Here is a 26420-nt window from a genome sequence, read left to right on the forward strand (position 1 = left end):
CCATGACGTGGCACTTCACCGAGGACCCGGCCGTCTTCCGGGCGTCCGCGGCGGCCCTGCTGGCCGCCGACCCGACGCGTAACACCGGCGTCCTGACGCTCATGGACGCGGCGGACCGCCTGGGCTGGTGGACCGAGCCCGGGGACGGCCGGGTCACCGGCGTCCTCGCGGTCACCGCGTCCCGCGTGGTCGTCCTCGGCACGGTGACGACGGAGGCGGCACGGGCCCTGACAGCCGGGGCGTCGGGTCAGGACCGGCCGGCCGCACACCCCCGTCTCTTCCCGCAGGGGGAGACCCCGACCGCCGTCCGGGGCGAGGCCGGGCCCGCCGAAGCCTGTGCGGCGGCGTTCGCCGAGGCCCACGAAGGGGGCTGGCACCCCGCCGTCCGGCTACGGCTCTTCCGGCTCGGTACGCTCACCCCGCCCGACCCCGCTCCCGCCGGACGCGCGCGCGTGGCCGGTCCGGACGACATCCCGCTGGCCACCGCCTGGGCACGGGAGTTCGCCCGCGACGTCGGGGAGGACACCGACGCCAGGGACTTCACCGTGCCGGTCACGGACCGGATCTCCGAGGGCCGGCTGCTCCTGTGGGAGACCCCCGGGGGCCGCCCGGTGTCGATGGCGAGCACCTCCCGCACGATCGAGGGCCAGGCCCGTATCCACCTCGTCTACACCCCGTCCACCGCTCGCGGACGGGGATACGCGGCGGGTGTCACCACGGCGGTCAGCCGCCTCGCACAGGAGTCGGGCGCCGCCCACGTGCTGCTCTTCACGGACATCGCCAACCCCACCAGCAACGCCCTCTACCGCCGCCTCGGCTACCACCCGGTGACCGACCACCTGGACGCGCGGCTGCGGTTCACGGATCTCACCCGCTGACGGGCTCCCCGGAGCCGCCACGGCTTCTCCCCAGCCCCGCCGCCTCCCGTGCCAGCGCCTCCACCCGCGCCCAGTCGCGGGCGGCGAGGGCGTCGGGCGGCAGCATCCACGTACCGCCGACGCAGCCGACGTTCGGCAGGGAGAGATAGCCGGGGGCGGAGGCGCGGGAGACACCGCCGGTCGGGCAGAAGCGGGCGCCGGGGAGCGGCCCCGCGAGGGACTTCAGATACGGGACGCCGCCCGCCGCCTCGGCGGGGAAGAACTTCATCGACTCCACGCCCTGTTCGAGCAGGGCCACGACCTCCGAGGCCGTGGAGACGCCCGGCAGGAACGGCACGCCCGACTCCCGCATCGCGGCGAGCAGCCGCCCGGTCCAGCCGGGGCTGACCAGGAACCGGGCCCCGGCGCCGACCGCGTCGGCGACCCCGGCGGCCGAGACGACCGTCCCCGCGCCGACGACCGCCTCCGGCACCTCGGCCGTGATCGCCCGGACGGCGTCGAGCGCTGCCGGGGTCCGCAGGGTGACCTCGACGAGCGGCAGCCCGCCGGCGACCAGGGCCCGGGCGAGGGATACGGCGTCGGCGGCGTCCTCGATCACCACGACCGGGACGACGGGGGTTCCGGGGGCAAGGTCGAACACGCTCGTCGGCATGGGCCTCATCCTGCCCACGAAGGAACGCCCCACGCAACGAGCGTTGCGCAGGGCGCAATGAACCCTGGGTTCCCCTAGTGGATCTCGTCCACCAGCACGTCGAGCGCCCCCGGCTTCCCGGTCTCCTCCACCACGTACCCCAGGTCCCGCAGCGCCTCCACCAGCTCCTCCGGCGAACCCGGCACCGCGCCGGCCTCAAGCAGGCTCCGCGCGATCCGGCCCTTGGACGCCTTGTTGAAGTGGCTGACCACCTTCCGGGTCGGCGCGTGCAGCACCCGTACCGTCGCGGTCCGCGCCGCCACCTCGCCCTTCGGCTTCCACGCCGACGCGTACGCCGACGAGCGCAGGTCGAGCACCAGACCGTCACCGGCCGCCTCGGGCAGCACGGCGGCCATCGCGTTCCGCCAGTGCCCGCCGAGCGCGCCGAGCCCCGGCAGCCTGACCCCCATCGAGCAGCGGTACGAAGGAATCCGGTCGGTCACCCGGACCGCGCCCCACAGCCCCGAGAACACCAGCAGGGACCGCCCCGCGCGCCGCTTCGCCGCCGCGTCCAGGGTCGCCAGACCCAGCGCGTCGTACAGCACGCCCGTGTAGATCTCCCCGGCGGGCCGCGCGCCCGCCGTCCGCAGCTCCACGTTCTTCGCGACCTCGCCGCGCAGGCCCTCGCTCAGCCCGAGCACCTCGCGGGCCTTCTCCTCGTCGGCCGCGCACAGCTCGACCAGCTCGTCCAGGACGGCCGCCCGCGCCTCGGCGAGCCCCGGCAGGGACAGCGACTCCGGCTTGAGCGGCGCCCCGCGCCCCGAGGAGGCCTTGCCCTCGGAGGGCGGCAACAGCACGAGCACGGTGGTTCTCCTTCGTCGGTACGGGAGGGGGTGCGGCCCCGAAGGCCCAGCGTACGAGGTACGGGGCGGGGGCCCCTACGGGCGGCCCGGCCGGGTCCCGTACGGGCGGCCCGGCCGGGTGCCGTCCCGTTACGAAATGCCGCACCTCCCCCCTCCCCATACGCTCGGTCCATGCCCCGCCGCCACATTCACGTGACCGGCGCAGCCGAGGCTCCGCTGCGGGCCGCCCTGCGCGCACTCCGTACCGAGCTCGGCGTCCCCGAGGACTTCCCGCCGGCCGTCCTCGCCGAGGCCGCGGCCGTGGCCAAGAACCCCCGGCTCCCCTCGTACGACGCCACCGATCTGCCCTTCTTCACCGTGGACCCGCCCACCTCCACCGACCTCGACCAGGCCATGCACCTGGCCCGCCGGGCCGACGGCGGCTACCGCGTGCACTACGCCATCACCGACGTCGCCGCCTTCGTCGTCCCCGGCTCCGCCCTCGACGCCGAGGCCCACCGGCGCGTCCTCACCCTCTACTTCCCCGACGGCAAGGTCCCCCTCCACCCCGCCGTGCTGTCCGAGGGCGCCGCCAGCCTCCTCCCGGGCGAGCCCCGCCCCGCGCTCCTGTGGCGGATCGACCTCGACGCCGAGGGCCGCCGCGTCGCCACCGACGTCCGCCGCGCCCTCGTCCGCAGCCGGGCCAAGCTCGACTACGCGGGCGTGCAGCGGCGGATCGACACCGGTACGGCGGAGGAACCGGTGGCCCTGCTCCGCGAGGTCGGCCGGCTCCGCGAGACCCTCGAAGCCGAACGCGGCGGGATCTCCCTCAACGTCCCCGAACAGGAGATCGTCGAGCAGGACCACACCTACTCGCTCGCGTACCGGGCCCCGCTCCCCGCCGACGGCTGGAACGCCCAGATCTCCCTGCTCACCGGCATGGCCGCCGCCGACCTCATGACCGCGGCGGGCACCGGCATCCTGCGGACCCTCCCCACCGCCCCCGACGGCGCCGTCGCCCGCCTGCGCCGTTCCGCGCAGGCCCTCGGCGTCGACTGGCCGCACCACGTCTCGTACGCCGACGTCGTCCGCGCCGCCGACCCCACCGACCCGCGCCAGGCCGCGTTCCTCCAGGAGTGCACGACCCTGCTGCGCGGCGCCGGGTACACGGTCTTCACCGACGGCCACATCCCCACCCCGGCGATGCACGCGGCCGTGGCCGACGAGTACACCCACTGCACCGCACCGCTGCGCCGCCTCGTCGACCGCTACGCGGGCGAGCTGTGCCTGGCGGCGGTCGCGGGCGACGAACCGCCCGAGTGGGTGCGGGCCGCCCTGCCCACCCTGCCCGACGAGATGGCCGCGGGCTCGCGTCGCGCGAACACGGTGGAGCGGGAGAGCGTCGACATCGTCGAGGCGGCCCTGCTGCGGGAACGGGTCGGTGAGGTCTTCGACGCGTACGTCATCGACGTGAAGGAACGCGAACCGGCGGTCGGCACCGTCCACCTGGACGACCCGGCGGTCGTCGCCCGCATCCAGGGCGGTACGACCCGGCTGCCGCTGGGCGAGTGGCTGCGGGTCAGGCTGGCGGAGGCGGACCCGGGGACGGCGAAGGTGCTGTTCGCGCCCGCGTGAGCGCCCTCACGAGGGCGCGCGGGTCGTCGGCGTGCACCCTGAGGGTGCGTACGGGCCGGGGCGGGCCGAGGAACCCTCGTCGTCGGCAGGGTCAAGCGCGCGGCCCCCGACGGGTAGCATGGTCGGCACGGCAGACGAGCCGGGCGGGCGGCCGCGTGGAGATCCTCGGATCTTCCCGAGGAACGTCCGGGCTCCACAGAGCAGGGTGGTGGCTAACGGCCACCCGGGGTGACCCGCGGGACAGTGCCACAGAAAACAGACCGCCGGGGACTTCGGTCCCCGGTAAGGGTGAAACGGTGGTGTAAGAGACCACCAGCGCCTGAGGTGACTCAGGCGGCTAGGTAAACCCCACTCGGAGCAAGGTCAAGAGGGGACACCCCGGTGTCCCTGCGCGGATGTTCGAGGGCTGCTCGCCCGAGTCCGCGGGTAGACCGCAGGAGGCCGGCGGCAACGCCGGTCCTAGATGGATGGCCGTCGCCCCGACGACCGCGAGGTCCCGGGGCACAGAACCCGGCGTACAGCCCGACTCGTCTGTCGGCCCACGTGGGAGGAGCCCCGCCGCACCCGGAAACGGGAGTGCGGCGGGGCTCTTCTCCGTCGTGGTGCCGGGAGCCGCGTATCTCAGGGGCGGCGGACCTCGAAGTGGAAGCAGCCGTACTCGACCGCGCGGACGTGCACCAGGGCGACCGCCGGGTCGGCGAAGGCTTCCGTGAGGGCGTCGTCGAAGCCCTCCGTGGTGGCCTCCGGGATCTCCAGGAGGCGGCCCCCGACGATCCGGCCCCTCGCGTCGTAGCGGCGCAGGGTGCGCAGCGCGCCCGCGCGGGCGAAGGGGTACGTCTCCGAGGGCGCCGGGCCGCCGCACTCCTCGGCGTGGACGAAGACCGGGCCCTGCTCGTCGTACGCGCCCGGCTCCGCCCCCGTCTCGGCGGCCCAGCGCCGCAGCGGCGCGTACGAGACGAGCGCGATCCGCTCCCCGGGGGCGGACAAGCGCAGGCAGCAGCGCAGCGGCGCCCCGCCCTCGGGGTCGGCGTACGGCGCGCAGGGCCGGCCGGCGTCGTCGGTGGCCCGCAGTTCGGCGAGCGCGGTGGGCGGGACGGGGCGGGCGGTGTGGATCGCGGTTCGAGTGCTCATACGGCCAGGGTCGCGCCGTGCCGGTCGTGGCGCTGGCGCAATTCGGACGGGGTGGTCGGAGCCGGCGGGGTGGTCGGTGCCGGCCGGGTGGTCGGGGTGGTCCCGTCGGGGAGGGCTGAGACGGCGGCGGTCATGGCGGACGGGATCTGTCCTATTTCGGTGTGAGGGTGGAGCCGTGGGCGGAGGTGCCGCGTGTGGTGTCCGCCCCGTACCCGCTACGACCGCTACGAACGGAGCATCCGATGAGCCGTCACTTCCAGGTCACCTTCGACGCCCACGACCCCCGCGCCCTGTCCTCCTTCTGGCGGGAGGCCCTGGGCTATGTCCATCCCGCCCCGCCCGGGGTCGAACTGCCCGAGGGCGCCGACGTGTGGGCCGCCTGGGACGACTTCCTCGCGCGGATCGGCGTACCCGAGGAGCAGCGCAACGCGAAGTCGGCCATCGAGGACCCGGACGGCAACGGTGCGCGCGTGTTCTTCCAGCAGGTGCCGGAGGACAAGGCCGCCAAGAACCGGGTCCACCTCGACGTCCGGGCGGCGCCCGGGCTGGTCGGCGAGGAGCGGATGGCCGCCCTGGAGGCCGAGTGCGTGCGGCTCGTCGCGCTGGGCGCCGTACGGGTGCGGCGGTTCGAGCCCGAGCCGCCGCTGAGCGCCGGGTTCATCGTGATGACCGACCCCGAGGGCAACGAGTTCTGCCTCGACTGACGCGGGCGGGCTCCGTCGGGGCCGTGGTCAGTCGAGGACCTCGATCCTCCAGAGGGGCTCGCGGTCGTCCGTACGGACGTAGACGCGCTTCGGGAGCAGCGAGCGGTCCTCGAACAGGTCGCGGCCCAGGGCCAGGCCGTTGCGGTCGATCAGATACGTCCCGTCCCGGAGGTCCGCGAGCGAGGTGATCGTGGTGGTCCCGTCGGCGTCGACGCGCTGGAGGCGCCAGACGGAGGCGGGGGAGCCGTCGGGGCGGACGACCGCCGGGGCGCGGTCGGTGCCCTCCGCGACGACGGTGTCCTGCGTGCCCTTCGCGGTGAGGCGGAAGCCCTGGTCCTCCCGGGTGACCAGCCATTCCACCGCCCCGGCCGGGTCGACGAGGAAGCCGACCAGGGCTCCGTCCTCGATCCCGACCGGGGCGCCCTTCGCGTACAGCTTGACGACCTTGCCGGCGTTCGGCATCGCTCCTCCTTGGGTGGGTGCGGTTGCGGCAGCCGTCCGAGCCTGCCCGGACGGCCCTGCACGAGGGCGCCGAACACGCAGGTCATAGGCTGTGTGGCGCTGATAAGTCGTCAGGGAGGGGAAGGTTCCGCGCGTCGTGGAGCAGGATCGGGACGGTGGCAGAGGCCGTGACAGAGGTCGGGGCGAAGAGGCGAGCGGGGCTCGGGGCGGGGCTCCTGGTGGGGCCTCGTCCGGTGGGCGGCCGAGGGTTTCGCTGAGCAAGGACGCCGGGGCGGCGGGCGGGGCGGCCGGGGGCTCGGACCGCGTGCCGGGACCGGCGCGGCCCGCGGGGCCGGCCGGGTCCGGCGGGGAACGGTGGTGGCGGCAGCCCGGCTTCGTCGTCTTCTGTCTGTTCCTGATGCCGCCGGTCGGCATGGTGCTCGCCTGGCGGACCCGGTGGTCGCCGGGCCGGAAGGTGCTCGCCACCGTGCTGTCGGGCGTCTGGTTCGTCGCCGTGGGCACCAGTGACTCGCCGGCGGACAAGCCCGCGGTCGCCGACGCGAAGCCGTCCCGGACGTTCCCGACGGGCTTCGCGCCGTACACCCCGCCCACGCCGACTCCGACGCCCACCGTGCGGCGGGTCGTCGCCGACTACGCCGGGCAGAACCTGGAGACGGCGTCGCGCGCGGCGTACGAGGCCGGGTTCCGGACGCGGTCGCACGACGCGACCGAGGACGACAGGATGCAGCTCGTGGACGGCAACTGGAAGGTCTGCTTCCAGGAGCCGGCGGCGGGGGAGACGGTGACGGCCGAGAAGGGGCGGCGGAGCAGGATCGAGTTCGCCGTGGTCGAGAAGAGCAGCCCGTGCCCGGTGCGGGACGGTGCGGCCGTGGTGTTCCCCAAGGTGCCGGACGTCGTCGGCAAGACCTTCGCCAAGGGGTCGGCGGAGCTGCGCGCGGTGGGCCTCACGGAGATCCGGGGCAGGTCGGTGTACACCGACGTGGACCTGTCGGCGCGTCACGAGGACTGGCGGATCTGCTTCCAGGACCCCGAGGCGGGCGAGGACGTGGAGCGCCCCGCGTCCATGTCCGTACACCTCTCCCTGGCCCGCCCGGGCCTCGCGTGCCCGAGCAAGGACTACGCCCACCTGAACCCGGACCCGGACCGCCACGGCACCGGCACGGGAAGCGGTTCCGGCACGGGAAGCGGCACCGGAACCGGCAGCGGCAGCGGTTCGGGAGGCTCCGACGACGGGGGCTCGGCGTACTACAAGAACTGCGACGCCGTCCGCGCCGCGGGCAGGGCCCCGATCTACCGAGGCCAGCCCGGCTACCGCTCGGGCCTCGACCGGGACAACGACGGCAAGGCCTGCGACTGGTCGTGACCGGGATGCGGCCACCGGCGAGCCGGTCCACGAGCGGGCCCTCGCGCCGCATGAGTCGGCCCGACTGCTGGCCCAGGTGGCCGAGTCCGTGCGCCGGTAGGTGGCATGCGGGCGGCCCCGTTCCCCGGGGCGGGGCCGCGCGCGGTGTACCGGTGGGGCATGACCCTTCCCGTGAAGCAGCTCAGCGACCCCGCCGTGCGCGCCTTCGTCGCCGCCCTCAACGCCGGTGACGAGGCCGCCCTCTTCGAGGCCCTCACCCCCGCCGCGACCATGTCCGACGACGGCTCCGACCGCGATCTGCGGCAGTGGCTCGACCGTGAGGTGCTCGCCTCGCGCGGGCACATGGACGTCGAGTCCGAGGCGGACGGCGGGCGCGCCCTCGTCGCCCGCTACCGCAACGACACCTGGGGCGAGATGCGCACCGCGTGGCGGTTCACCGTCGACGGCGGCAAGGTCTCCCGCTTCGAGACCGGGCAGGCGTGACCGGGCAGGCCTGACCGCGCGGACGTGACCGGGCGGACGTGACCGGCGCCGGCCGGGGGCCTCACCCCCGGCCGATGTACGGCATCCCCGTCGCCATCACCGTCGCGAACTGCACGTTCGCCTCCAGCGGCAGTGCCGCCATGTGCACCACCGTCGCCGCCACGTCCGCCGCGTCCATCACCGGTTCCACCGCCATCCGCCCGTCGGCCTGGAGGATGCCCGTCTGCATGCGGGCCGTCATCTCCGTCGCCGCGTTGCCGATGTCGAGCTGGCCGCACGCGATCCGGTACGGGCGGCCGTCGAGCGACAGGGACTTCGTGAGGCCCGTCATCGCGTGCTTCGTCGCCGTGTACGCGATCGAGTGCGGGCGCGGCACATGCGCCGAGATCGAGCCGTTGTTGATGATCCGGCCGCCCTGCGGGTCCTGTTCCTTCATGGTCCGGAAGGCCGCCTGGGCGCAGAGGAACGCGCCCGTCAGGTTGACGTCGACGACCGCACGCCAGGTCTCCGGGTCCAGGTCCTCGACGGGGACGCCGCCGCCCGCGAACGTACCGGCGTTGTTGAAGAGCAGGTCCACCCGGCCGTAGCGGTCCCGTACCGCCGTGAACAGCGCCGCGACCTCCCCGGCCGAGGTCACGTCCGCCGGCACGACCAGGAAGTCGCCGTCCGGGGCAGCCGCCGCCGTCTCCTCCAGCGCCGCCGCCCTGCGGCCCGCCAGGGCCACCGACCAGCCGGCCGCCGCCAGGGCCAGCGCCACGCTCCGGCCGATGCCCGATCCCGCTCCCGTCACCACTGCGATGCTCATGGGCGCGCAGCGTACGCGAGACGTGTGCCCCATGAACTCATCATTCCGACACGTGGATGTTCCGTACCCGCCCAGGGGACGTCGTCCGGTGCCCCTCGAATGACGGACGGACAGCATCCTTCTGGGGAGGGGCACATGAACCACGTACACGACGCATCCGCGCACTCCGAGGAACTCCGCGCCGCAGCACGCCACTTCGACCGGCGGCGGTTCCTCACCGTCACCGGGGCCGCCGCCGCGCTCGCCTTCGCCACCCAGCTGCCCGCGGCCGGCGCCGCGGCCGCCGCCGAGCTGGACGGCCGGCGTGTCACCGAGGACCCGTTCACCCTGGGGGTGGCGTCCGGCGACCCGCTGCCCGGCTCCGTCCTGCTCTGGACGCGGCTCGCGCCCCGCCCCTTCGAGCCCGACGGCGGGCTGCCGGCCGCCCGGCTCTCCGCGCACTGGGAGCTCGCCCGCGACGAGCACTTCACCCGGACGGTCCGGCGCGGCCGCGCCACCGCGCACCCGGAGTTCCGGCACTCCGTCCACGTCGAGGTCGAGCACCTGGACCCCGGCCGGGAGTTCTTCTACCGCTTCCGCGTCGGGGACTGGACGAGCCCCGTCGGCCGCACCCGTACGGCGCCCGCCCCCTGGGCCCGCAACTCCGCCCTCAAGCTCGCCGCCGTCTCCTGCCAGGCTTACCACGACGGGTACTTCACGGCCTACCGCCACCTCGCGGACGAGGACGTCGACGTCGTCTTCCACCTCGGCGACTACCTGTACGAGTACGCCGTGAACGCCACCGGCGGCGCCCGCGCCTACACCGACCGCACCCTCCCGGCCGTCTTCGACCGCGAGACGCTCACCCTGGAGGACTACCGGCTCCGCTACGCGCTCTACAAGTCGGACCCCGACCTGCGCGCCGCGCACGCCGCCCACCCCTTCGTCGTCACCTGGGACGACCACGAGACCGAGAACAACTACGCGGGCGACACCCCCGAGAACGGCGTCCCGCCGGAGGAGTTCCTGCTCCGCCGCGCCGCCGCCTACCGCGCCTACTGGGAGCACCAGCCGCTCCGCGCGCCCCAGCGGCCCGAGGGTGCCGACATGCGGCTCTACCGGCGGCTGCGCTTCGGGCAGCTCGCCCAGTTCGACATCCTCGACACCCGCCAGTACCGCTCCGACCAGGCGTACGGCGACGGCTGGAAGGTCCCGGGCCCGGAGTCGGAGGACCCCTCGCGCACCCTGACCGGAGCCGCCCAGGAGCGCTGGCTGCTGGACGGCTGGCGGCACTCGCGGGCCCGCTGGAACGTCCTGCCGCAGCAGGTCGTGTTCGCCGAGCGCCGCGACCGCTCCACCGCCGACTTCACGCTGTCGATGGACTCCTGGGACGGCTACCCGGCCTCCCGGCAGCGGGTGCTCGCGGGCGCGCGGGCGGCCGGCGTCGAGAACCTGATGGTGCTCACCGGCGACGTCCACGTCGGCTACGGCCTCGACATCAAGGCCGACTTCCGCGACCCGTCCTCGCGGACGGTCGGCACCGAGATCGTCGCCACCTCGATCACCAGCGGCAAGAACGGCTCCGACCGGCCGTCCAATTACGACCGGCTCACCCAGGCCAACCCGCACCTGAAGTTCTACAACGGGCGGCGCGGCTACGTGACGGTGGCGCTCGGCGAGGACGGCGCCCGCGCCGACTTCCGTACGGTGCCGTACGTGACGACCCCGGGCGCCCCGGTGACCACGGCGGCCTCCTTCGTCACGGAGGCGGGCGACCCGGGCCTCGAGCCCGCCTGAGCCGTCCTCGCGCCGGCGGGGCGCCGGGCCGGGTCAGCCCCGCCCGGCAGCCGTCTCCTGCGGATAGCGGACGCCGATGCGGTCCCGTACCGCGTCGAGCGTCCGCATCACCGCCAGCGAGCCTTCGAGGGGGACGAGCGGGGACTCCGTCTCGCCCGCCCGCAGGCAGCGCATCACCTCGGTGGCCTCGTGCCGGAAGGAGTGCGGGTCGTTCGCCGACACGAACTCCTCCGGCTCGTGGCCGTTGCGGTGCAGGGTGAAGCGCTCGGGGTAGAAGAAGCCGCGCGGCACGTCGATACGGCCGAGCGAGCCGGTCACCGAGGCCGTCAGCGGGGTGTCCGCGACGAGCGAGCAGGACAGCAGCGCCGACGCCCCCGAGTCCCAGCCGAGCAGCATGCCGGTGTTCAGGTCGACGCCCTCCGGCGAGAGGAGGGCGTGCGCGTGGACGGTGTCGGGCTCGCCGAGGAGCAGCTGCGCGAACGACACCGGGTACACCCCGAGGTCGAGCAGCGCCCCGCCGCCCACGGCCGGGTCCCGCAGCCGGTGGTCCGCGGCGAACGGGCCCGCGAGCCCGAAGTCGGCCTGTACGGTCCTGACCTCGCCGATCGCCCCGTCGCGCACCAGCTCCGCGATCCGGCGGACCAGCGGGTTGCAGTACATCCACATGGCCTCCATCAGGAAGAGGCCGCGGTCCCGGGCGAGACCGACGAGTTCGCCCGCCTCGCGCGCGTTGAGCGTGAGCGCCTTCTCGCAGAGCACGGCCTTGCCCGCCTCCAGGGCGAGGCCCGCCGCCTCCCGGTGCGCGTGGTGCGGGGTGGCGACGTAGACGACGTCGACGTCCGCGTCGGCGAAGAGCCCGGCCCGGTCCCCGTACGCCCTCGGTATGCCGAACCGGTCGGCGAAGGCCTTCGCCGAGGTCTCGCTGCGGGAGGCCACGGCGACGACCTCCGCGTCGTCCAGCGTCAGCAGATCCGCCGTGAACCGCTCGGCGATGCCGCCCGTGGCCAGGATCCCCCAGCGCACCGTCTTCCCCATGTCCCCACCCGTCCCCATGTCCCCACCCGTCCCCATGTCCCCACCCGTCCCACAGAGGTCTCGACCTGTCCGGTCGAGCTGAGAGCATAGGCAAGGATTCAACGAGATGGAGCTGTCGATGCCGGAGAGCGGCCAGAAAACAACACAAGGGCACATAACCGAAACTGCCGCCACGAGCGGTGCCACGGCCCCGGCCGTCACCGCCGCCCGGCGGACCGGGCTGCTGGTCACCCTCGTCCTGGGCGGCCTCACCGCCCTCCCGCCGCTCTCCATGGACATGTACCTCCCGGCACTGCCCGAGGTCACCGGAGCGCTGCACGCCCCCGCCGCCACCGTCCAGCTCACCCTGACCGCCTGCCTCACCGGCATGGCCCTCGGACAGCTCGTCGTCGGCCCCATGAGCGACAAGTGGGGGCGCCGCCGCCCGCTGCTCATCGGCATGATCGTGTACGTCCTCGCCACCGCCGTCTGCGCCCTCGCGCCCACCGCCGAACTCCTCATCGGCTTCCGGCTGCTCCAGGGCCTCGCCGGCGCCGCCGGCATCGTCATCGCCCGCGCCGTCGTCCGCGACCTCTACGACGGCGTCGAGATGGCCCGCTTCTTCTCCACCCTGATGCTGATCTCCGGCGTCGCCCCGATCGTCGCGCCCCTCATCGGCGGCCAGATCCTGCGGCTCACCGACTGGCGGGGCGTCTTCCACGTCCTCACCGTGATCGGCATCCTCCTCACCCTCGTCGTCCACCGCTTCCTCCACGAGACGCTGCCGCCCGAGCGGCGGCACGAGGGCGGCGTCGGCCAGGCCCTGCGGACCATGAAGGGCCTCCTCGCCGACCGGGTCTTCGCCGGGTACACGCTCACCGGCGGGCTCGCCTTCGCCGCCCTCTTCGCGTACATCTCCGCCTCGCCGTACGTCATCCAGGAGATCTACGGCGCCTCGCCGCAGACCTTCAGCCTCCTCTTCGGCGTCAACTCCGTCGGGCTCGTCGTCGTCGGCCAGATCAACGGCAAGCTGCTCGTCGGACGCGTCAGCCTCGACAAGGCGCTCGGCTGGGGCCTCGGCGTCATCGTGCTCGCCGGCCTCGCGCTGACCCTCATGACCACCGGCGTCTTCGGCGAGACCGGCCTCGTCCCCGTCGCCGCCGGGCTCTTCGTCCTGATGTCCGCGATGGGCCTCACCCTGCCGAACACCAACGCCCAGGCCCTGATGCGCACCCCGCACGCCGCCGGCTCCGCCTCCGCGCTGCTCGGCACCACCTCCTTCCTGATCGGCGCCGTGGCCTCCCCGCTGGTCGGCATCGCGGGCGAGCACACCGCCGTCCCGATGGCCGTCGTCCAGGTGAGCTGCGCCGTCCTCGCCACCGTCTGCTTCCTCGCCCTGTGCCGCCCCTGGCAGCGCACCCGAGGGGCCGCCGGTACCAAGGGCGCGGCGGCCTAGACTGTCTCGGTGAACGCCTCTCCCTCCGCCGACAGCCTGCGCGCCGCCCTCGCCGGGCTCCTCGACGGGCTGCCGCCCCGCCAGGCCGGCCGCGCCGTCGAGCGACTGATCGCCAGCTACCGGGGCACGACCCCGACGGACGCCCCCGTGCTGCGCGACCGCTCCGACGTCGCCGCGTACGCCGCGTACCGCATGCCGGCGACCTTCGAGGCGGTACGCGGCGCCCTCGGCGCCCTGCGCGAGGCCGCGCCCGACTGGGAGCCCCTCACCCACACCGACATCGGCGGCGGCACCGGCGCGGCGAGCTGGGCCGTCGCCGAGGCCTGGGAGGACGCGCCGCCCCGCACCACCGTCCTCGACTGGGCGGAGCCCGCGCTCGCGCTCGGCCGCGAACTGGCCGACGGCTTCCTGGACGCGCAGTGGCGGCGCGAACGGATCGGCGCCGCCCTGCGCCTCGACGACACCGACCTCGTCACCGTCTCGTACGTCCTCAAGGAACTGACCGAGGCCGACCGGACGGCCCTCGTCGCCGAGGCCGCGCGGGCGGCGCGGACGGTCGTGATCGTCGAGCCCGGCACCCCCGACGGCTACGAGCGGATCATCGCCGCCCGCACCCTCCTCGTCGACGTCGGCTTCACCGTCGCCGCGCCCTGCCCGCACAGCGGGGCCTGCCCGATCGCACCGGGCACGGACTGGTGCCACTTCTCGGCCCGGGTGAGCCGGTCCTCGCTCCACCGCCAGGTGAAGGGCGGCTCGCTGCCGTACGAGGACGAGAAGTACGCCTACGTCGCGGCGACCCGGGTGCCGGTGACGCCCGCGGCCTCCCGGGTCGTCCGCAGGCCGCAGATCCGCAAGGGCCTGGTCCAGCTGGAGCTCTGCGGGCCGGACGGCCTCGCCCGCGAGATGGTCACCAAGCGGCACGGACCCCTGTACAAGCAGGCCCGTGACGTGGAGTGGGGCGACGCGTGGCCGCCGGAGGACGAGGGCTGACCGGGCGACGAGGCCCGACCCGCTGAGGGACCCGGTCGAGCGCGGGGCGCCCCGCCGTCACGTACCGGCGGAGAGCGCCAGGCCCGCCGGGACGGCGAGGAAGGCGCGTTCCACGCGCGGGAGCAGGGTGCGCAGGCCGCCCCGCCCGCCCGAGCCGACCCAGTCGCGCGCCGCGATGCTCCACCCGGTGCCGGTCAGCTCCGCGAGGACCCGGGGCCGCAGGTCGTCCGCCGGCAGCCCCAGCCGCTCGGCCAGCAGGTCCCCGATCCGCTGCTCGGCCCCGGCGCGGTGGTGCGCCACCTGGGCCAGCAGCGCCGGTTCCCTCAGGACGAGCCGCCGGGTGGCGACGTAACGTTCCCCCCAGTCCGCGCCCAGGGCGGTGACGACACCGCACAGCACCTCCTGGAGCTCCGCGAGGACGGGGCCGGACAGCACGCGCTCCTCCAGCGCGGCGACGAGCGCCGCCCACAGCTCGGCCTCGGCCTCCACGGCCGCCGCCTCCTTGACCGGGAACGTGCGGAAGAACGTGCTCTTCGACACCTCCACCGCGTCGACCAGGTCCTCCACCGTGGTCCCGTCGAGGCCCCGCTCGGTGAACATCCGCAGCGCGGTCGCGGCGAGCGCCTGACGGGTGCGCAGCTTCTTCCGCTCCCGGAGCGGCAGCGAACGGTCGTCGGCGGAGGCGGGTACGGGTACGGGGGCCATCATGGCGGCACCCTACCGACGGGGGACGGGCGGCGGACCCGTCCCCGCACGGCGACGACCGGCCGGTCAGGACACCGCCGGCGGCCTCAGCTCCTGGGTGCAGCACTTCACGCTGCCGCCGCCCTTGAGGAGTTCGCCCAGGTCCATGCCGAGCGGCTCGAAGCCCCGTTGCCGCAGGGGCTCGAAGAGGCCCACCGCCGCCTGCGGCAGCAGCACGTGGCGGCCGTCGCTCACCGCGTTGAGCCCGAGGGCCGCCGCGTCCGTGCCCGTCGCGATCAGGGCGTCCGGGAAGAGCCGGGCGAGCACCGCGCGACTGCCGGGGGAGAAGGCGTCCGGGTAGTACATGATCTCGTCGGCGGCGTCGTCCAGGACGCAGAGCGCCGTGTCCAGGTGGTAGTAGCGCGGGTCGACCAGTTCGAGGCCGATCACCGGGCGGCCGAAGAACTCCTGCGCCTCGTCGTGGGAGAGCGGGCTCGACCGGAAGCCGCGCCCGGCGAGGATCCAGGAGGCGGTGACGGCGAAGTCGCCCTCGCCCTCGTTCACGTGCTCCGGGGCCCGTACGGCGTCGTCCTCCCAGCCGTTCCCGCGGAACCAGGACAGGTGCGCGTCGGCCTCCGCCGCGCGCTCCGGGTGGGCGAACTTCGCGCCGAGGACCCGGCCGTCGACGACGGTGGCGCCGTTCGCCGCGAAGACCATGTCCGGCAGCGCGGGGTCGGGGACGAGCAGTTCCACGGTGTGGCCGAGCGCCCGGTAGCGGTCGCGCAGGTCCTCCCACTGGGCGAGGGCCAGCGGCAGGTCGACCGGTTTCGTCGGGTCCATCCAGGGGTTGATGGAGTACGTCACCGTGAAGTGCGCGGGTGGGCACATCAGGTAGCGGCGGGGCGAGGGCGTGCGCGGAGTGGTGCGCAAAGAGGGCTCCTCACGGATGTGCGGACGGAGTGACCGGCGGGTGAAGATCCGCCGGATCGGTGGACCCCATGGTGCGCCTTCCGGGCCCCGCGCGCTGTGGACCGTTCGGGTGGTTCGCGCCCCCCGCCGCGCCGGGTCGTGTCCCGCCGCGCCCCGCCCGCATCCCTGCTCCGCCCCCGCCCCGTCAGCGCCGTACCCCGCCCGCACCCCGCATCGCACCCCGTCCCACCTCGCGAGACGCCTCGTCTCGTGCGCTGTTAGATTGGGCCCATGCCCGACACCAAGGCCCCCGACGCCTCCCGCCGCAGCGAGCGCTCCCGCAGCGCCATCTTCGCCGCCGCCCTCGCCCTCGTCTCCGAGAACGGCTACGCGAAGACCACCATCGAGGGCATCGCCGCCCGCGCCGGGGTCGGCAAGCAGACCATCTACCGCTGGTGGCCGTCCAAGGCGGCCGTCCTCCTCGACGCCTTCCTCGACCTCGCGGCAAGGGCCAACGAAGCCCTCGGCGGCGACGCCGACAGCGAGATCCCCGACACCGGGGACCTCGCCGCCGACCTCAGGTACGTCCTCCGCGCCACCGTCGACGAGATGAACGACCCCGCCTTCGACGCCCCCACCCGTGCCCTCGCCGCCGAGGGCGTCGTCGACCCCGAGCTGGGCGCCCGCTTCACCGAGGCCCTGCTCGAACCCCAGCTCCAGTACTACGTCCGCCGCATCGAGGCCGCCCAGCGCGCCGGTGACGTCGACCCGGACGTCGATCCGCGCGTCGCCGTGGAACTCCTCGTCGGCCCGCTCCACCACCGCTGGCTCCACCGGACCCTGCCCCTCACCCACGCCTACGCCGACACCCTCGTCGACCTGGCCCTGCGCGGCCTCGCCGCCGGGCGCTGACGCATCTCACAGGGAGGCCGGGACATCTCACAGCCCCCCGGTTCCGCACTCCGGTCACCCGAGGCGCAGGATGGTGGGACCATGGGCAGAGCCGAACGGGCGAGCATGAGGTGTGAGGGGATAGATGGGCGACGGCATCGGCCGCTACCGCGGCACGGAGAGCAAACTCGCACAGTGGCTGCGCAGGCGCCCGAAACGCACCGCGGCCGACGACGAGAACGACCGCGAGAAGCTGCTCCTGGCCGTCGCCGCCGCCGGGCTGCCCCTGGCCCCCGCCGCGTACCCCGTGGGCTACAGCTGTTCCTGTGAGCGGATCGGCTGTCCCACCCCCGCCCGGCACCCCGTCTCCTTCGCCTGGCAGACGCAGTCGACCACCGACCGCGCCCAGATCGAGCGCTGGGCGCGCAACGAGCCCGAGGCGAACTTCATCACCGCCACCGGCATGGTCCACGACGTCCTCGACGTACCGCTCGCCGCCGGCCGGGCCGCGCTGGAGCGGCTCCTCGCGGAGGGCGTGGAGGTCGGTCCGGTCGCCGAGGCGGCCGACATCGACACCGTCGGCGGGCGCATGCTCTTCTTCACCGCCACCCGCGGCACCCCCGAGGACGAGGACGAGTGGTGGCCGTGTGAGCTGGACTGCCACCCGGAGACGATGGACGAGCACCCGGGGCTCCGCTGGCACTGCCGCGGCAGCTATGTGCTCGTACCCCCCGCCCGGCTCCCCGGCGACGAGGGCGCCCGCCCGGTCGTGGCCTGGCTCCGCGGCCCCGAGCACCCGCTGCCCGACCCGCTGAACCTCCTGGAGACCCTCCAGGACGCCTGCGCCCGCCACGCGGCGGCGCGCGAGGCGGACGGGGACGGGGAGCACACGGCCCACGAGATCGCGTGGCCGCTGACCCGTTGACTTGCTGACCCGCTGACCCGCTGACCCGCTGACCCGGTGACGGGTCGGCCGCCCCGCCGAGAGGCGGCCCCGCGGCAGGGCCGGCCGCCGCGTCGACGAGCCGGTCACCTCCCCGAGGAGCGGCCGGCCGGGCGCCCGGCGGCCCGGCTACGACCCCTGCGCCCCCACCACGCCCTGCAGCCGGGACTTGACGGCGACCGCGTCGCCGTCCGTGCCCGCCGGCCGCACCAGCGCCACCTGGTCGGACACCCACTCCTTGGTGACGGTGTTCTTGACCTCGCCGGTCAGCAGCGCCTTGATCTCGGGGTCGACCTTCGGCCGGTAACCCGGCGCCGCCGTCTGCCGCTCGAAGAACCGGGTCGAGAAGAAGACGAACGCGCCGCCGTCCTTCGTCCGCAGCCCGAACGGCGTGAAGTCCCCCTGGTCCGTGACCCGGTCGAGGTACTGGGTGGCGAGCCCCGGCCGCTTGGCGCTCTTCTGCCGCTGCTCCCGCCAGGCCGTCGTGTGCGGCCCCGCCGCGAACGGCCCCGGCCGCCCGTCCTGGAGGTACGCGACGTACGCCGTGCCGAGGTCCTTCGGCGCGACCGCCAGGGTGTCGGTGTCCGCGGCGACCGGCACCGCGTACCCGTCCTCCTCGGCGAACTCGGGCACCTGCGAAGGGCCGAGTATCACCAGGTGCGCGGCCTCCCACGGCTGCTGGGGTCCGTTGCGGACGAAGAGCAGCAGCCAGCGCTGGTCGCCGGGACCCCCGTCGGTGTCCAGGTCGGGATCGGTGTCCGCGAGGAACCAGCGCGGCCAGCCCGCCTTGCGGGGCAGCGTGAACCGCGCGTCCGTGAGGGCGAGCGGCCGGTGGTTCGCGTTGCCGCCGGGGCTGGTGACCGCCCGCGCGCGCAGCCCCGCCTGGTTGATCTCCCCGAACGGGCCGGTGACCCGGCCCGCGTCCTGGGCCGGGTCGTACGTCTTGTCGGCGCGGTTGTAGGCCGCCGTGAAGTCGGCGAGCGCCTTCGCCGCCTCGGCCGGGGTCGCCGGGGGCAGCAGCGCGCTCTCACCGTGCACGGTCACGCAGCCGCTCGCCGTCAGCGCCAGCACGGCGGCGGCCGCCGTCGCTCCCAGGAGTCTCGTGGGCCGCCGTGCCGACGACCGCTCAAGCGGTCTTGCCGGCGCTCGCCCCAGCCTCAGCCTTCTCATCGGTCGCCTTCTGCTTCTTCACCCGCGCGGACGGACCCGACCCTATCGGGGCCAGGAACAGCGCGAGTGTCGGGACCAGATACAGCGTCCACACCGTGACCTGAAGGACCGTCGGGTCCGGCTGGAAGTTGAAGACGCCCTTGAGGAGCGTGCCGAGCCATTTGTCCGGCGGGATCGTCGCCGAGATGTCGAAGGCCTTGTCCGCGAGGCCGCCGAGGAAGCGCGCCTCCTGGAGGTCGTGGACGCCGTAGGCCAGCACGCCCGCCGCCACCACGACCAGCATCCCGCCGGTCCAGGTGAAGAACTTCGCCAGGTTGATCTTCAGCGCGCCCCGGTAGAACAGCCAGCCGAGCAGCACCGCCGTGAGCAGGCCGAGGAGGACGCCGGCCAGCGGCGCGTACGTACCGTCGGAGGAGGCGCGGACCGAGGCCCACACGAAGAGCGCCGTCTCCAGGCCCTCGCGGCCCACCGCGAGGAAGGCGGTGGCGACCAGCGCGCCGGTGCCCATCTGGAGGGCCGCGTCCAGCTTGCCGTGCAGCTCCGACTTGAGGTGCCGGGCCGTGCGCCGCATCCAGAAGACCATCCAGGTCACCAGGACCACGGCGACGATCGACAGCGAGCCGCCGAGCAGCTCCTGCGCCTCGAAGGTCAGCTCCTGGGAGCCGAACTCCAGGCCGGCGCCGAAGGCGAGGGCCACGGCGACGGCCACCCCGATGCCGATCCAGATCGGCTTCAGGGCGTCCCGGCGGCCGGTCTTCACCAGGTACGCGATGAGGATGCTGACGACGAGGCTGGCTTCCAGGCCCTCGCGCAGGCCGATCAGATAGTTACCGAACACGTCGGTTCCCTCCCTGGGGTGCGTGCGGAGTCATGAGAACAGTCCCCGGCCCCACCAGTCGCCCTTGTCGCGGACGCCCGGCGGGATCGCGAACAGCGCCGAACCCACGTGCTGGATGTATTCGTTGAGGGCGTCGGTCGCCAGCGAGGTCTGCACCGGGATGAAGCCGGTCCTGACGTCCTTCTGGTACGCCAGGAAGAACAGGCCCGCCTCCAGACGGCCGAGGCCGTCCGTGCCGTCCGTGAAGGAGTAGCCGCGGCGCAGGATCGTCGCCCCGTTGTTGCTGTCGGGGTGGGCGAGCCGGACGTGCGCGTCCGGCTTCATCGCCTTCAGGAACGGCTCGTCGTGCTCCTTGGGCTTGCCCATGGGCGCGCCCTCGCGCTTGTCGCGGCCGAAGACGTCCTCCTGCTCGGCCAGCGGCGTACGGTCCCAGGTCTCGATGTTCATCCGGATGCGGCGGGCGACCAGGTACGAGCCGCCGTCCATCCAGGCGGCACCGCCGGCGGCGTCCTTGCCGGAGACCCAGACGTGCTTCGCGAGCCGGTCGGTCTCGGTGCCCGCGATGTTGCGGGTGCCGTCCTTGAAGCCGAAGAGGTTGCGCGGGGTCTGGGCGTCCGGGGTCGTCGAGGACGTCTTGCCGAAGCCCAGCTGCGACCAGCGCACCGCGACCTTGCCGAAGCCGATCCGGGCCAGGTTGCGGATGGCGTGCACGGCGACCTGCGGGTCGTCGGCGCAGGCCTGGACGCACAGGTCGCCGCCGCTGCGCGCCGGATCGAGGTTGTCGCCCGGGAACTTGGGCAGCTCCACCAGGGCCCCGGGCCGCCTGTCCTTCAGCCCGAAACGCCCGTCGAAGAGCGAGGGGCCGAAGCCGATGGTGAGGGTGAGACGGGAGGGCTTGAGGCCCAGGGCCTCGCCGGTGTCGTCCGGCGGCGCCTCCGGCAGACCGCCGTAGGCGCCCTCGCCGACCTCGGCGCCGGCCGTCATGCGCTCGGCGGCCCGCGTCCAGTCCTTGAGGAGCTGGACCAGCTCGGCGCGGTCCTTCGTCGTCACGTCGAAGGCGGCGAAGTGCAGCCGGTCCTGTACGGCGGTGGCGATGCCGGCCTGGTGCGGGCCGTGGAACGGCACGGCCGCCCCGCTGTCCGCGACCGGCACGGGGGTGTCCCCGTCCCGGGTCAGCGCCACGGCGCCGCCGGCCGCGGCGGCGCCGAGGGCGAGCCCTGCACCGCCCCAGCCGATGACCGTGCGGCGGGAGGGCGCGGCCGCCTCGGTGGCCGCGGTCTGCTCCTGGGTGTCCTCGGACATGTCCGTATCCCCGTCCCTGCTGACTCGGCGACTACTTGACGACGGCGGCGGCGAGCTTGGAGAGCGGCTCGGCCAGCGCGTTGACGCCGTCCGACAGCTCCTTGCGCTCCGGCTTGCCGACCTTGTCGTACGAGGTGAAGACGTAACCGGTCTTGTCCGCGCGGTACTTGTCGAGCAGCGTGTTCAGTGCGGCGAACTGCTTGTCCAGGTCCGCGACGAGCCTCGGGTCGTTCTTGGCGGCGACCGGCTTGAGCAGCTCGAAGGACTTCTGGGCGCCCTCGACGTTCGCCTTGAAGTCGACGAGGTCGGTGTGCGAGTAGCGCTCCTCCTCGCCGGTGACCTTGCCGCTGGCGACCTCGTCCAGGAGCTCCTTGGCGCCGTTGGCCATGGAGGTGGGGGTGATCTCGGCCTTGCCGACCCGCTTCACCCAGTCCGCGAGGTCCTTGTCGAGGAGGTCGGCGAGCTGCTTCTCGCGGGCGCCGAGCTTCTTGTCCTGCCAGAGCGCCTTCTCCAGGCGGTGCCAGCCGGTCCAGTCCGTGGCGGGGTCCTGGCCCGCCTCCAGGCCGTCCTCGCGGACGTCGACCTTGGGGTCGATGTCACCGAAGGACTCGGCGACGGGCTCGGTGCGCTCCCAGCCGATGCGGGACTCGGCGTAGGCCTTCTTCGCGGCCTCGACGTCACCGGCGCGGACGGCGTCGGTGAAGACCTTCACCTTGGGGAGGGTCGCGTCGGCCTGCGCCTGGACGTACTGGCGGTAGGCGGCGACGGCCGCGTCCATCTCGGGGGAGCGCTTGGCGGTCGCGGTGCCCTTGCCGACGGCCTTGACCTGCTGGCGGATGCCCTCGCCCTTCATGCCGGGCTTGCAGGCGATCGCGTAGTCGCCGGCCTTGATCTCGGCGGTGAGCGTGGCCTTGATGCCGGGGCCGATGTTCTCGCGCTCGGTCACGATCCGGTCGTCCGGGTAGAGGACGTAGACCTCGGTGATCGTGGAGCCGCGGTTCTCGACGGCCAGCTTGACGTGGCCGGCCGGGAACTCCTTCTTCGAGACCTCGCAGGAGTCGTCCTTGGCGACCACGGTGATGGTGCCGTCGTCCGCCTTGGCGTCGCTCTTCTCGGCGCAGCCCGTGACGGCGGCCAGAGTCGCCGCGGTCGCGGCGGCGGTGACGACGGACAGACGGACGGCTCGCATGAGGACTCCAGGGACGCGGGGACGGACTGAGGCGGACCTAACTTAACCGAGGCTTACCTCAGCAATACCCACTCGTCCAGTGATTCAGCTCTCAACCCCGGCAGGCTGGACACGACGGGATCACAGGGATTTCATGGGCTTCTCATGACTCGGTCAAGGGCGAGTCAAGAGCGGGTGGTTGGGTGGCGATTGTCAGCATGTGCCTTGTTCGGCGATGCGCTTCGGTGCGCTTCGGCGCGACGAGGGGTACGCGCCGGTCCCCGGGTACGGGAACGCCTCCACCGGCACGCCTCCGGATGTTTCAATTTCCGGCATGAACACGACCGTGCACAGCACCGCCATCGCCACCGACATCGACGTCCTCAGGGTCTTCTGCGCGGGCGACGGCCGGCACGGCAACCGGCTCGGAGTCGTCAGGGACGCCCGCACCCACCCCGACGAGGCCTCCCGGCAGGCGCTCGCCAAGGAACTCGGCTTCAGCGAGACGGTGTTCGTGGACGACCCGGAGCGCGGCACCGTGGACATCTACACCCCGGGGCTGCGGCTGCCGTTCGCCGGACACCCGCTCGTCGGCACCGCCTGGCTGCTCGACCTGGAGGTCATCTGCCCGCCGGCCGGTGAGGTGTGGGTGCGCGGCGACGGGGAGTTCACCTGGATCGAGGCGCGCGCCGAGTGGGCGCCGCCGCGGACCCTGCGCCAGTACGGCTCCGCCGCCGAGGTGGACGCCCTCGACGTGCCCGAGCCGGGGGAGTGGATCTACGCCTGGGCCTGGGAGGAGGAGGCGGCGGGCCGGATCAGGGCGCGGGCGTTCCCCGGGCGCGGCGACGGCATCGACGAGGACGAGGCGACCGGCGCGGCGGCGCTGCTGCTCACGGCGGAGCTGGGGCGGGCCCTGAACATCACGCAGGGCCGGGGTTCGCAGCTGCTCACCGCTCCCGGCCCCGACGGCATCGTGGAACTGGGTGGACGGGTCCGCCTGGAGGGCACGCTCACGCGCTGAGCGGGAACTCGCCCCCCAGCTGGTGGAAGACCGCGCTGTTGAAGGCGAACGCCCGCTTGCACTCGTCGACGATCCGCTGCTTCTCCAGGTCGTCCGCGTTCACCCCGTCGAGCAGCTCCCGGTACGTCCGCTTGAACGCGGCCGGGTTGCCGATCGCGTCGAACACGTAGAAGCGGACGCCGTCGCCCTTGCGTGTGAAGCCCCAGGTGCGCTCCGCCTTGTCGCGGATGATCTGGCCGCCCGACAGGTCGCCCAGATAGCGCGTGTAGTGGTGCGCCACGTATCCGGCGGGCCAGTCGCGGGCGCACTCGGCGACCCGTTCGGCGTACGCCGCGGTGGCGGGCAGCGGGGAGGCGGCGGCGCGCCAGCCGGGGCCCCGCAGATGGGAGAGGTCCTGCTCCAGGGCGGCCGTGCGGAACAGCTCCGGCTGTATGAAGGGCCCGGCGACCGGGTCCTCGCGCAGGGCCTCCGCACCCTCCTCCAGGGCCCGGTACACGAACCACAGCTGCTCCGTGTAGCGGGCGTAGGCGTCGACGGCGAGCCGTCCGCCGAGGAGGTCGCTCATGAAGGACGACGTCTCCGCCTCCGTGTGCTGCTCGTGCGAGGCCGTACGGATGAGCGTGGAGAAGGGCGTGTCCAAGGCGTGCCTCCGGGACCGATGGGACGGGAACCAGTGACGATCCTGCCGAGTTAGGCTTACCTAAGTCAACTGGTTCCCGACGTCCTGTCGGTAAGAAGCTACCCACCCGGGGGGTCAGGGCAACGTAAGGATTTCAGCCCCGGTCTCGGTCACCACGAGCGTGTGCTCGAACTGCGCGGTCCGCTTCCGGTCCTTGGTCACCACGGTCCAGCCGTCGTCCCACATGTCGTAGTCGTGGGTGCCGAGGGTCAGCATCGGCTCGATCGTGAAGGTCATGCCGGTCTTGATCTCGGTGGTGTGGTGGGGGGAGTCGTAGTGCGGGACGATCAGGCCCGAGTGGAAGGACGAGTTGATGCCGTGACCGGTGAAGTCGCGGACGACGCCGTAGCCGAAGCGCTTGGCGTACGACTCGATGACCCGCCCGATGATGTTGATCTGGCGGCCCGGCTTCACCGCCTTGATCGCCCGGTTCAGGGACTCCCTGGTGCGCTCCACGAGCAGCCGCGACTCCTCGTCGACGTCGCCGCAGAGGTAGGTGGCGTTGTTGTCGCCGTGGACGCCGTTGATGTACGCGGTGACGTCCAGGTTCACGATGTCGCCGTCCCGCAGGACGGTGGAGTCCGGGATCCCGTGGCAGATGACCTCGTTGACCGAGGCGCACAGCGACTTCGGGAACCCGCGGTAGCCGAGGGTCGAGGGATAGGCGCCGTGGTCGCACATGTACTCGTGGGCGACCCGGTCGAGCTCGTCGGTGGTGACGCCCGGGGCGATGTGCTTGGCGGCCTCCTCCATCGCCCGGGCGGCGATGCGGCCGGCGATCCGCATCCGCTCGACGGTGTCGGAGTCCTGCACCTCGGGCCCGGTGTACGGCGTCGGGGCGGGCTTCCCGACGTACTCGGGGCGGCGGATGGAGCCCGGAACGGAACGATGGGGGGAGAGCTCCCCCGGTACGAGAAGCGACTGGCCAGACATGCCAGCGAGTCTAACGACCTGGTCTGGGGCAGCATGGTCTCGGAGGAAGGAGCCGACGACGATGGCTTTGTTCAAGAAGCGCACCGTGGGCAAACCGGGCGAGTGGTACTACTGCCTGGAGCACAAGAAGGTCGAAGAGGGCCCCGAGTGCCCGGCGAAGAACCGCTTCGGCCCGTACGCCAGCCGTGAGGAGGCCTCCCACGCCATGGACACCGCGCGCGAGCGGAACCTGGAGTGGGAGACCGATCCCCGCTGGCACGACAAGGGGCGCACGGAAGAGAACCCCGACTGAGCCGGACGCCGGGGCGGACACGCGGCCGGGACCGGCCTCAGACGGTCCCGGCCGCCTCGCGCGTCTCCGGTTCCCCGGCGGACTCCCGGGGCGCCCGCTCCCCGGCCGCCCCCTCGCCGCCCGCCCGCTGCTGGGCCTTGCGCCGCAGCGAGTCCTCGTCGGTGTCGGAGTCGTACGTCAGGAGCTTCGGCAGCGCCAGACAGAGCAGCCCCACCGAGGCCACGCAGGCCACGCCACCCGTCCAGACCGCCGACCGGGTGCCGGTCCAGCCCGCCATCACGCCCGCCCTGACCTGGCCCAGCTGCGGGCCGACGCTGTACGAGAGCACCTCGATGCCGGCCAGCCGGCCGCGCAGTTCCTCCGGGATCGTCTGGTTCCAGATCGTGGCGCGGCCGAGCCCGCTCAGCATGTCGCCCGCACCCGCGAAGGCCAGGCACAGCAGCACCGGCCAGACGTTCCCGAACCAGCCGGCCGCCGCGACGGCCAGACCCCAGCCGGCCGCGCCGCCGACCACGAGCAGCCCGTGCCGCCGCACCTTCGAGGTCCAGCCGCTGGTCAGACCGAGGACGAGCGAACCGACCGAGCCCGCCGCGTACATCAGACCGAGCGACCAGTCGGCGTCCAGCTCGTCCGCGAGGAACGGGAAGATCGTGTTCGGGAAGGCGAAGAACATCGCCGCCAGGTCGATCGCGTACGTGCCGAGCAGCACCGGCCGCGACCAGGCGTACCGGGCGCCCTCCGCGATGCCCCGCAGCGAGGGCTTCTCGGCGTCGTGCGCGGGCGGGGCCGGGGAGAGCCCGCGGCACAGCAGCACCGATACGGCGAAGCCCGCGAGCGTCACGCCGTACGCGGGCGCGTGGCCCGCGTAGGCGACGACGAGACCCGCGAGCGCCGGGCCCGCGATCGAGCCCATCTGCCAGCGCAGTGAGTTCAGCGCGGCCGCCGCCGTCTGGTGCTCGTGCGGCACGATCCGGGCGAGCAGCGAGTCCAGGGCCGGGCGCTGGAGACCGGCGAGCGCGGAGACGCCCGCCGCGACCACGTACAGCGGCCAGAGCATCGGGTCCGGCAGCAGGGCGTTGAGCAGCAGGATCAGGGCGAGCAGCCCGAGGCCCGCCTCGGTCGCGAGGATCACCTTCCGCCGGTCGACCGCGTCGGCGAGCGCCCCGCCGTACAGCCCGAACACCACGAGCGGCACCAGCTCCACCGCGCCCATCGCGCCGACGGCGAGCGGCGAACCCGTCATCTCCTTGATCTGGAGCGGCAGGGCGATCATCGCCATCGCGCTGCTGAAGTACGTGACGAGCCCCTGCACCCAGAGCAGCCGGAAGTCGGCGGAGGCGCGCCAGGGCGCCAGGTCGGGCAGCAGAGCGGAGATCTTCGCGAGGGGGGAGGACACGAGGTGCCATGCTCCGGCGAGGGG

27 protein-coding genes and 1 other RNA gene are annotated in these 26420 nt (G+C 73.5%); 13 read left to right on the forward strand and 15 right to left on the reverse strand.

The annotated features are described in order from the left end of the window. The first annotated feature begins 2 nt into the window (after positions 1-2). Positions 3-878, forward strand: a complete 876-nt coding sequence (locus ASD33_RS16270) for a GNAT family N-acetyltransferase (protein WP_056559651.1) — start codon at positions 3-5, stop codon at positions 876-878. Here the strand turns inward: ASD33_RS16270 and eda are convergent. Together eda and yaaA are read right to left on the reverse strand one after the other, a co-directional pair. After that, positions 868-1530 (reverse strand): bifunctional 4-hydroxy-2-oxoglutarate aldolase/2-dehydro-3-deoxy-phosphogluconate aldolase, encoded by a 663-nt coding sequence (gene eda, locus ASD33_RS16275; protein WP_242427011.1) that lies wholly within the window; start codon positions 1528-1530, stop codon positions 868-870. The genes ASD33_RS16270 and eda overlap by 11 nt on opposite strands. Positions 1531-1604: 74 nt before the next feature. Beyond that, positions 1605-2372, reverse strand: coding sequence for a peroxide stress protein YaaA (gene yaaA / locus ASD33_RS16280; RefSeq protein WP_056559657.1), 768 nt, complete (start codon positions 2370-2372; stop codon positions 1605-1607). Positions 2373-2543: 171 nt separating this feature from the next. On the opposite strand from yaaA, the gene ASD33_RS16285 reads away from it, so the two are divergent. Next, positions 2544-3986 (forward strand): RNB domain-containing ribonuclease, encoded by a 1443-nt coding sequence (locus ASD33_RS16285; RefSeq protein WP_056559660.1) that lies wholly within the window; start codon positions 2544-2546, stop codon positions 3984-3986. A 135-nt stretch (positions 3987-4121) separates the two neighbouring features. Beyond that, an RNA gene (rnpB, locus tag ASD33_RS18825) (RNase P RNA component class A) lies at positions 4122-4520 on the forward strand. 87 nt (positions 4521-4607) lie between these two features. Here the strand turns inward: rnpB and ASD33_RS16290 are convergent. After that, positions 4608-5117 carry a DUF1203 domain-containing protein gene (locus tag ASD33_RS16290; RefSeq protein ID WP_056559663.1) on the reverse strand — a complete coding sequence of 170 codons (510 nt, stop codon included), beginning with the start codon at positions 5115-5117 and terminating at the stop codon, positions 4608-4610. 242 nt (positions 5118-5359) lie between these two features. Here ASD33_RS16290 and ASD33_RS16295 point away from each other — a divergent pair, with 242 nt between their 5' ends. Then, complete coding sequence (locus tag ASD33_RS16295) at positions 5360-5821, forward strand: VOC family protein (protein WP_056559666.1); 462 nt, start codon at positions 5360-5362, stop codon at positions 5819-5821. 27 nt (positions 5822-5848) lie between these two features. Here ASD33_RS16295 and ASD33_RS16300 read toward each other — a convergent pair whose 3' ends face one another. Continuing rightward, entirely contained in the window at positions 5849-6283 is a 435-nt protein-coding gene (locus tag ASD33_RS16300; RefSeq protein ID WP_056559669.1) for a hypothetical protein, read from the reverse strand. 304 nt (positions 6284-6587) lie between these two features. On the opposite strand from ASD33_RS16300, the gene ASD33_RS36305 reads away from it, so the two are divergent. Both ASD33_RS36305 and ASD33_RS16310 read left to right on the forward strand, forming a co-directional pair. Then, entirely contained in the window at positions 6588-7646 is a 1059-nt protein-coding gene (locus ASD33_RS36305; protein ID WP_056559672.1) for an excalibur calcium-binding domain-containing protein, read from the forward strand. A 159-nt stretch (positions 7647-7805) separates the two neighbouring features. Next, positions 7806-8129 carry a nuclear transport factor 2 family protein gene (locus ASD33_RS16310; protein ID WP_056561495.1) on the forward strand — a complete coding sequence of 108 codons (324 nt, stop codon included), beginning with the start codon at positions 7806-7808 and terminating at the stop codon, positions 8127-8129. Between the two features lie 61 nt (positions 8130-8190). On the opposite strand, the gene ASD33_RS16315 is transcribed toward ASD33_RS16310, so the two are convergent. After that, positions 8191-8967 (reverse strand): SDR family oxidoreductase, encoded by a 777-nt coding sequence (locus ASD33_RS16315; RefSeq protein WP_056559675.1) that lies wholly within the window; start codon positions 8965-8967, stop codon positions 8191-8193. Between the two features lie 102 nt (positions 8968-9069). On the opposite strand from ASD33_RS16315, the gene ASD33_RS16320 reads away from it, so the two are divergent. Continuing rightward, the gene (locus ASD33_RS16320; protein WP_056559678.1) at positions 9070-10710 is read left to right on the forward strand and encodes an alkaline phosphatase D family protein; all 1641 of its coding nucleotides are present in this window, start codon (positions 9070-9072) and stop codon (positions 10708-10710) included. A gap of 33 nt (positions 10711-10743) precedes the next feature. On the opposite strand, the gene ASD33_RS16325 is transcribed toward ASD33_RS16320, so the two are convergent. Beyond that, positions 10744-11745 carry a Gfo/Idh/MocA family oxidoreductase gene (locus ASD33_RS16325; RefSeq protein ID WP_107103728.1) on the reverse strand — a complete coding sequence of 334 codons (1002 nt, stop codon included), beginning with the start codon at positions 11743-11745 and terminating at the stop codon, positions 10744-10746. Between the two features lie 118 nt (positions 11746-11863). On the opposite strand from ASD33_RS16325, the gene ASD33_RS16330 reads away from it, so the two are divergent. Both ASD33_RS16330 and ASD33_RS16335 read left to right on the forward strand, forming a co-directional pair. Next, positions 11864-13180, forward strand: coding sequence for a Bcr/CflA family multidrug efflux MFS transporter (locus ASD33_RS16330; RefSeq protein ID WP_056561497.1), 1317 nt, complete (start codon positions 11864-11866; stop codon positions 13178-13180). A gap of 9 nt (positions 13181-13189) precedes the next feature. Then, positions 13190-14170, forward strand: coding sequence for a small ribosomal subunit Rsm22 family protein (locus ASD33_RS16335; RefSeq protein WP_056559683.1), 981 nt, complete (start codon positions 13190-13192; stop codon positions 14168-14170). 57 nt (positions 14171-14227) lie between these two features. Here ASD33_RS16335 and ASD33_RS16340 read toward each other — a convergent pair whose 3' ends face one another. Both ASD33_RS16340 and ddaH read right to left on the reverse strand, forming a co-directional pair. Further along, the gene (locus ASD33_RS16340; RefSeq protein ID WP_056559686.1) at positions 14228-14878 is read right to left on the reverse strand and encodes a TetR family transcriptional regulator; all 651 of its coding nucleotides are present in this window, start codon (positions 14876-14878) and stop codon (positions 14228-14230) included. Between the two features lie 63 nt (positions 14879-14941). Beyond that, a complete protein-coding gene (gene ddaH / locus ASD33_RS16345) occupies positions 14942-15784 on the reverse strand; it encodes a dimethylargininase (protein WP_347232287.1) in 843 nt (280 codons plus the stop codon). A gap of 270 nt (positions 15785-16054) precedes the next feature. Here ddaH and ASD33_RS16350 point away from each other — a divergent pair, with 270 nt between their 5' ends. Together ASD33_RS16350 and ASD33_RS16355 are read left to right on the forward strand one after the other, a co-directional pair. After that, entirely contained in the window at positions 16055-16675 is a 621-nt protein-coding gene (locus tag ASD33_RS16350) for a TetR/AcrR family transcriptional regulator (RefSeq protein ID WP_056559688.1), read from the forward strand. 124 nt (positions 16676-16799) lie between these two features. After that, the gene (locus ASD33_RS16355) at positions 16800-17579 is read left to right on the forward strand and encodes a bifunctional DNA primase/polymerase (RefSeq protein WP_056559691.1); all 780 of its coding nucleotides are present in this window, start codon (positions 16800-16802) and stop codon (positions 17577-17579) included. A gap of 147 nt (positions 17580-17726) precedes the next feature. Here ASD33_RS16355 and ASD33_RS16360 read toward each other — a convergent pair whose 3' ends face one another. The 4 genes from ASD33_RS16360 to efeO are packed head-to-tail and all read right to left on the reverse strand — an operon-like array spanning position 17727 to position 22096. Continuing rightward, positions 17727-18767 carry a hypothetical protein gene (locus ASD33_RS16360; RefSeq protein ID WP_199863529.1) on the reverse strand — a complete coding sequence of 347 codons (1041 nt, stop codon included), beginning with the start codon at positions 18765-18767 and terminating at the stop codon, positions 17727-17729. Next, positions 18724-19605 carry an iron uptake transporter permease EfeU gene (gene efeU / locus ASD33_RS16365; RefSeq protein WP_056559693.1) on the reverse strand — a complete coding sequence of 294 codons (882 nt, stop codon included), beginning with the start codon at positions 19603-19605 and terminating at the stop codon, positions 18724-18726. The genes ASD33_RS16360 and efeU overlap by 44 nt, the downstream gene beginning before the upstream one ends. 30 nt (positions 19606-19635) lie before the next feature. Further along, positions 19636-20907: an iron uptake transporter deferrochelatase/peroxidase subunit gene (efeB, locus tag ASD33_RS16370; protein WP_056559696.1), complete on the reverse strand. Its 1272-nt coding sequence runs from the start codon at positions 20905-20907 to the stop codon at positions 19636-19638. Between the two features lie 31 nt (positions 20908-20938). After that, on the reverse strand, positions 20939-22096 hold the full coding sequence (gene efeO, locus ASD33_RS16375; protein WP_056559698.1) for an iron uptake system protein EfeO: 1158 nt from the start codon (positions 22094-22096) through the stop codon (positions 20939-20941). A 313-nt stretch (positions 22097-22409) separates the two neighbouring features. Here efeO and ASD33_RS16380 point away from each other — a divergent pair, with 313 nt between their 5' ends. Then, the gene (locus ASD33_RS16380) at positions 22410-23096 is read left to right on the forward strand and encodes a PhzF family phenazine biosynthesis protein (protein WP_056559700.1); all 687 of its coding nucleotides are present in this window, start codon (positions 22410-22412) and stop codon (positions 23094-23096) included. On the opposite strand, the gene ASD33_RS16385 is transcribed toward ASD33_RS16380, so the two are convergent. After that, positions 23086-23736: a biliverdin-producing heme oxygenase gene (locus ASD33_RS16385; RefSeq protein WP_056559704.1), complete on the reverse strand. Its 651-nt coding sequence runs from the start codon at positions 23734-23736 to the stop codon at positions 23086-23088. The two genes, ASD33_RS16380 and ASD33_RS16385, sit on opposite strands and share 11 nt — an antisense overlap. 114 nt (positions 23737-23850) lie before the next feature. Next, positions 23851-24708, reverse strand: a complete 858-nt coding sequence (gene map, locus ASD33_RS16390) for a type I methionyl aminopeptidase (protein WP_056559707.1) — start codon at positions 24706-24708, stop codon at positions 23851-23853. A gap of 61 nt (positions 24709-24769) precedes the next feature. Here map and ASD33_RS16395 point away from each other — a divergent pair, with 61 nt between their 5' ends. Further along, positions 24770-25000: a hypothetical protein gene (locus ASD33_RS16395; RefSeq protein WP_056560168.1), complete on the forward strand. Its 231-nt coding sequence runs from the start codon at positions 24770-24772 to the stop codon at positions 24998-25000. A 37-nt stretch (positions 25001-25037) separates the two neighbouring features. Here the strand turns inward: ASD33_RS16395 and ASD33_RS16400 are convergent, their stop codons facing one another. Next, positions 25038-26396: an MFS transporter gene (locus tag ASD33_RS16400; RefSeq protein ID WP_107103729.1), complete on the reverse strand. Its 1359-nt coding sequence runs from the start codon at positions 26394-26396 to the stop codon at positions 25038-25040. Positions 26397-26420 lie beyond the last annotated feature (24 nt).

Origin of the sequence: Streptomyces sp. Root1304 (assembly GCF_001426405.1) — a bacterium.
Classification (GTDB): Bacteria; Actinomycetota; Actinomycetes; order Streptomycetales; family Streptomycetaceae; genus Streptomyces.

What these genes read in the sequence shown, in the direction of transcription:
- ASD33_RS16360 (WP_199863529.1), bottom strand. Translation starts at nt 18,767, where the DNA reads ATGAGAAGGCTGAGGCTGGGGCGAGCGCCGGCAAGACCGCTTGAGCGG.
- ASD33_RS16295 (WP_056559666.1), top strand. Translation starts at nt 5,360, where the DNA reads ATGAGCCGTCACTTCCAGGTCACCTTCGACGCCCACGACCCCCGCGCC.
- ASD33_RS16285 (WP_056559660.1), top strand. Translation starts at nt 2,544, where the DNA reads ATGCCCCGCCGCCACATTCACGTGACCGGCGCAGCCGAGGCTCCGCTG.
- efeB (WP_056559696.1), bottom strand. Translation starts at nt 20,907, where the DNA reads ATGTCCGAGGACACCCAGGAGCAGACCGCGGCCACCGAGGCGGCCGCG.
- ASD33_RS16395 (WP_056560168.1), top strand. Translation starts at nt 24,770, where the DNA reads ATGGCTTTGTTCAAGAAGCGCACCGTGGGCAAACCGGGCGAGTGGTAC.
- ASD33_RS16340 (WP_056559686.1), bottom strand. Translation starts at nt 14,878, where the DNA reads ATGATGGCCCCCGTACCCGTACCCGCCTCCGCCGACGACCGTTCGCTG.
- eda (WP_242427011.1), bottom strand. Translation starts at nt 1,530, where the DNA reads ATGCCGACGAGCGTGTTCGACCTTGCCCCCGGAACCCCCGTCGTCCCG.
- map (WP_056559707.1), bottom strand. Translation starts at nt 24,708, where the DNA reads ATGTCTGGCCAGTCGCTTCTCGTACCGGGGGAGCTCTCCCCCCATCGT.
- ASD33_RS16310 (WP_056561495.1), top strand. Translation starts at nt 7,806, where the DNA reads ATGACCCTTCCCGTGAAGCAGCTCAGCGACCCCGCCGTGCGCGCCTTC.
- ASD33_RS16315 (WP_056559675.1), bottom strand. Translation starts at nt 8,967, where the DNA reads ATGGGGCACACGTCTCGCGTACGCTGCGCGCCCATGAGCATCGCAGTG.
- ASD33_RS16330 (WP_056561497.1), top strand. Translation starts at nt 11,864, where the DNA reads ATGCCGGAGAGCGGCCAGAAAACAACACAAGGGCACATAACCGAAACT.
- ASD33_RS16355 (WP_056559691.1), top strand. Translation starts at nt 16,800, where the DNA reads ATGGGCGACGGCATCGGCCGCTACCGCGGCACGGAGAGCAAACTCGCA.
- ASD33_RS16290 (WP_056559663.1), bottom strand. Translation starts at nt 5,117, where the DNA reads ATGAGCACTCGAACCGCGATCCACACCGCCCGCCCCGTCCCGCCCACC.
- ASD33_RS16325 (WP_107103728.1), bottom strand. Translation starts at nt 11,745, where the DNA reads ATGGGGAAGACGGTGCGCTGGGGGATCCTGGCCACGGGCGGCATCGCC.
- efeO (WP_056559698.1), bottom strand. Translation starts at nt 22,096, where the DNA reads ATGCGAGCCGTCCGTCTGTCCGTCGTCACCGCCGCCGCGACCGCGGCG.
- ASD33_RS16350 (WP_056559688.1), top strand. Translation starts at nt 16,055, where the DNA reads ATGCCCGACACCAAGGCCCCCGACGCCTCCCGCCGCAGCGAGCGCTCC.
- ASD33_RS16380 (WP_056559700.1), top strand. Translation starts at nt 22,410, where the DNA reads ATGAACACGACCGTGCACAGCACCGCCATCGCCACCGACATCGACGTC.
- ASD33_RS16270 (WP_056559651.1), top strand. Translation starts at nt 3, where the DNA reads ATGACGTGGCACTTCACCGAGGACCCGGCCGTCTTCCGGGCGTCCGCG.
- ASD33_RS16320 (WP_056559678.1), top strand. Translation starts at nt 9,070, where the DNA reads ATGAACCACGTACACGACGCATCCGCGCACTCCGAGGAACTCCGCGCC.
- ASD33_RS16300 (WP_056559669.1), bottom strand. Translation starts at nt 6,283, where the DNA reads ATGCCGAACGCCGGCAAGGTCGTCAAGCTGTACGCGAAGGGCGCCCCG.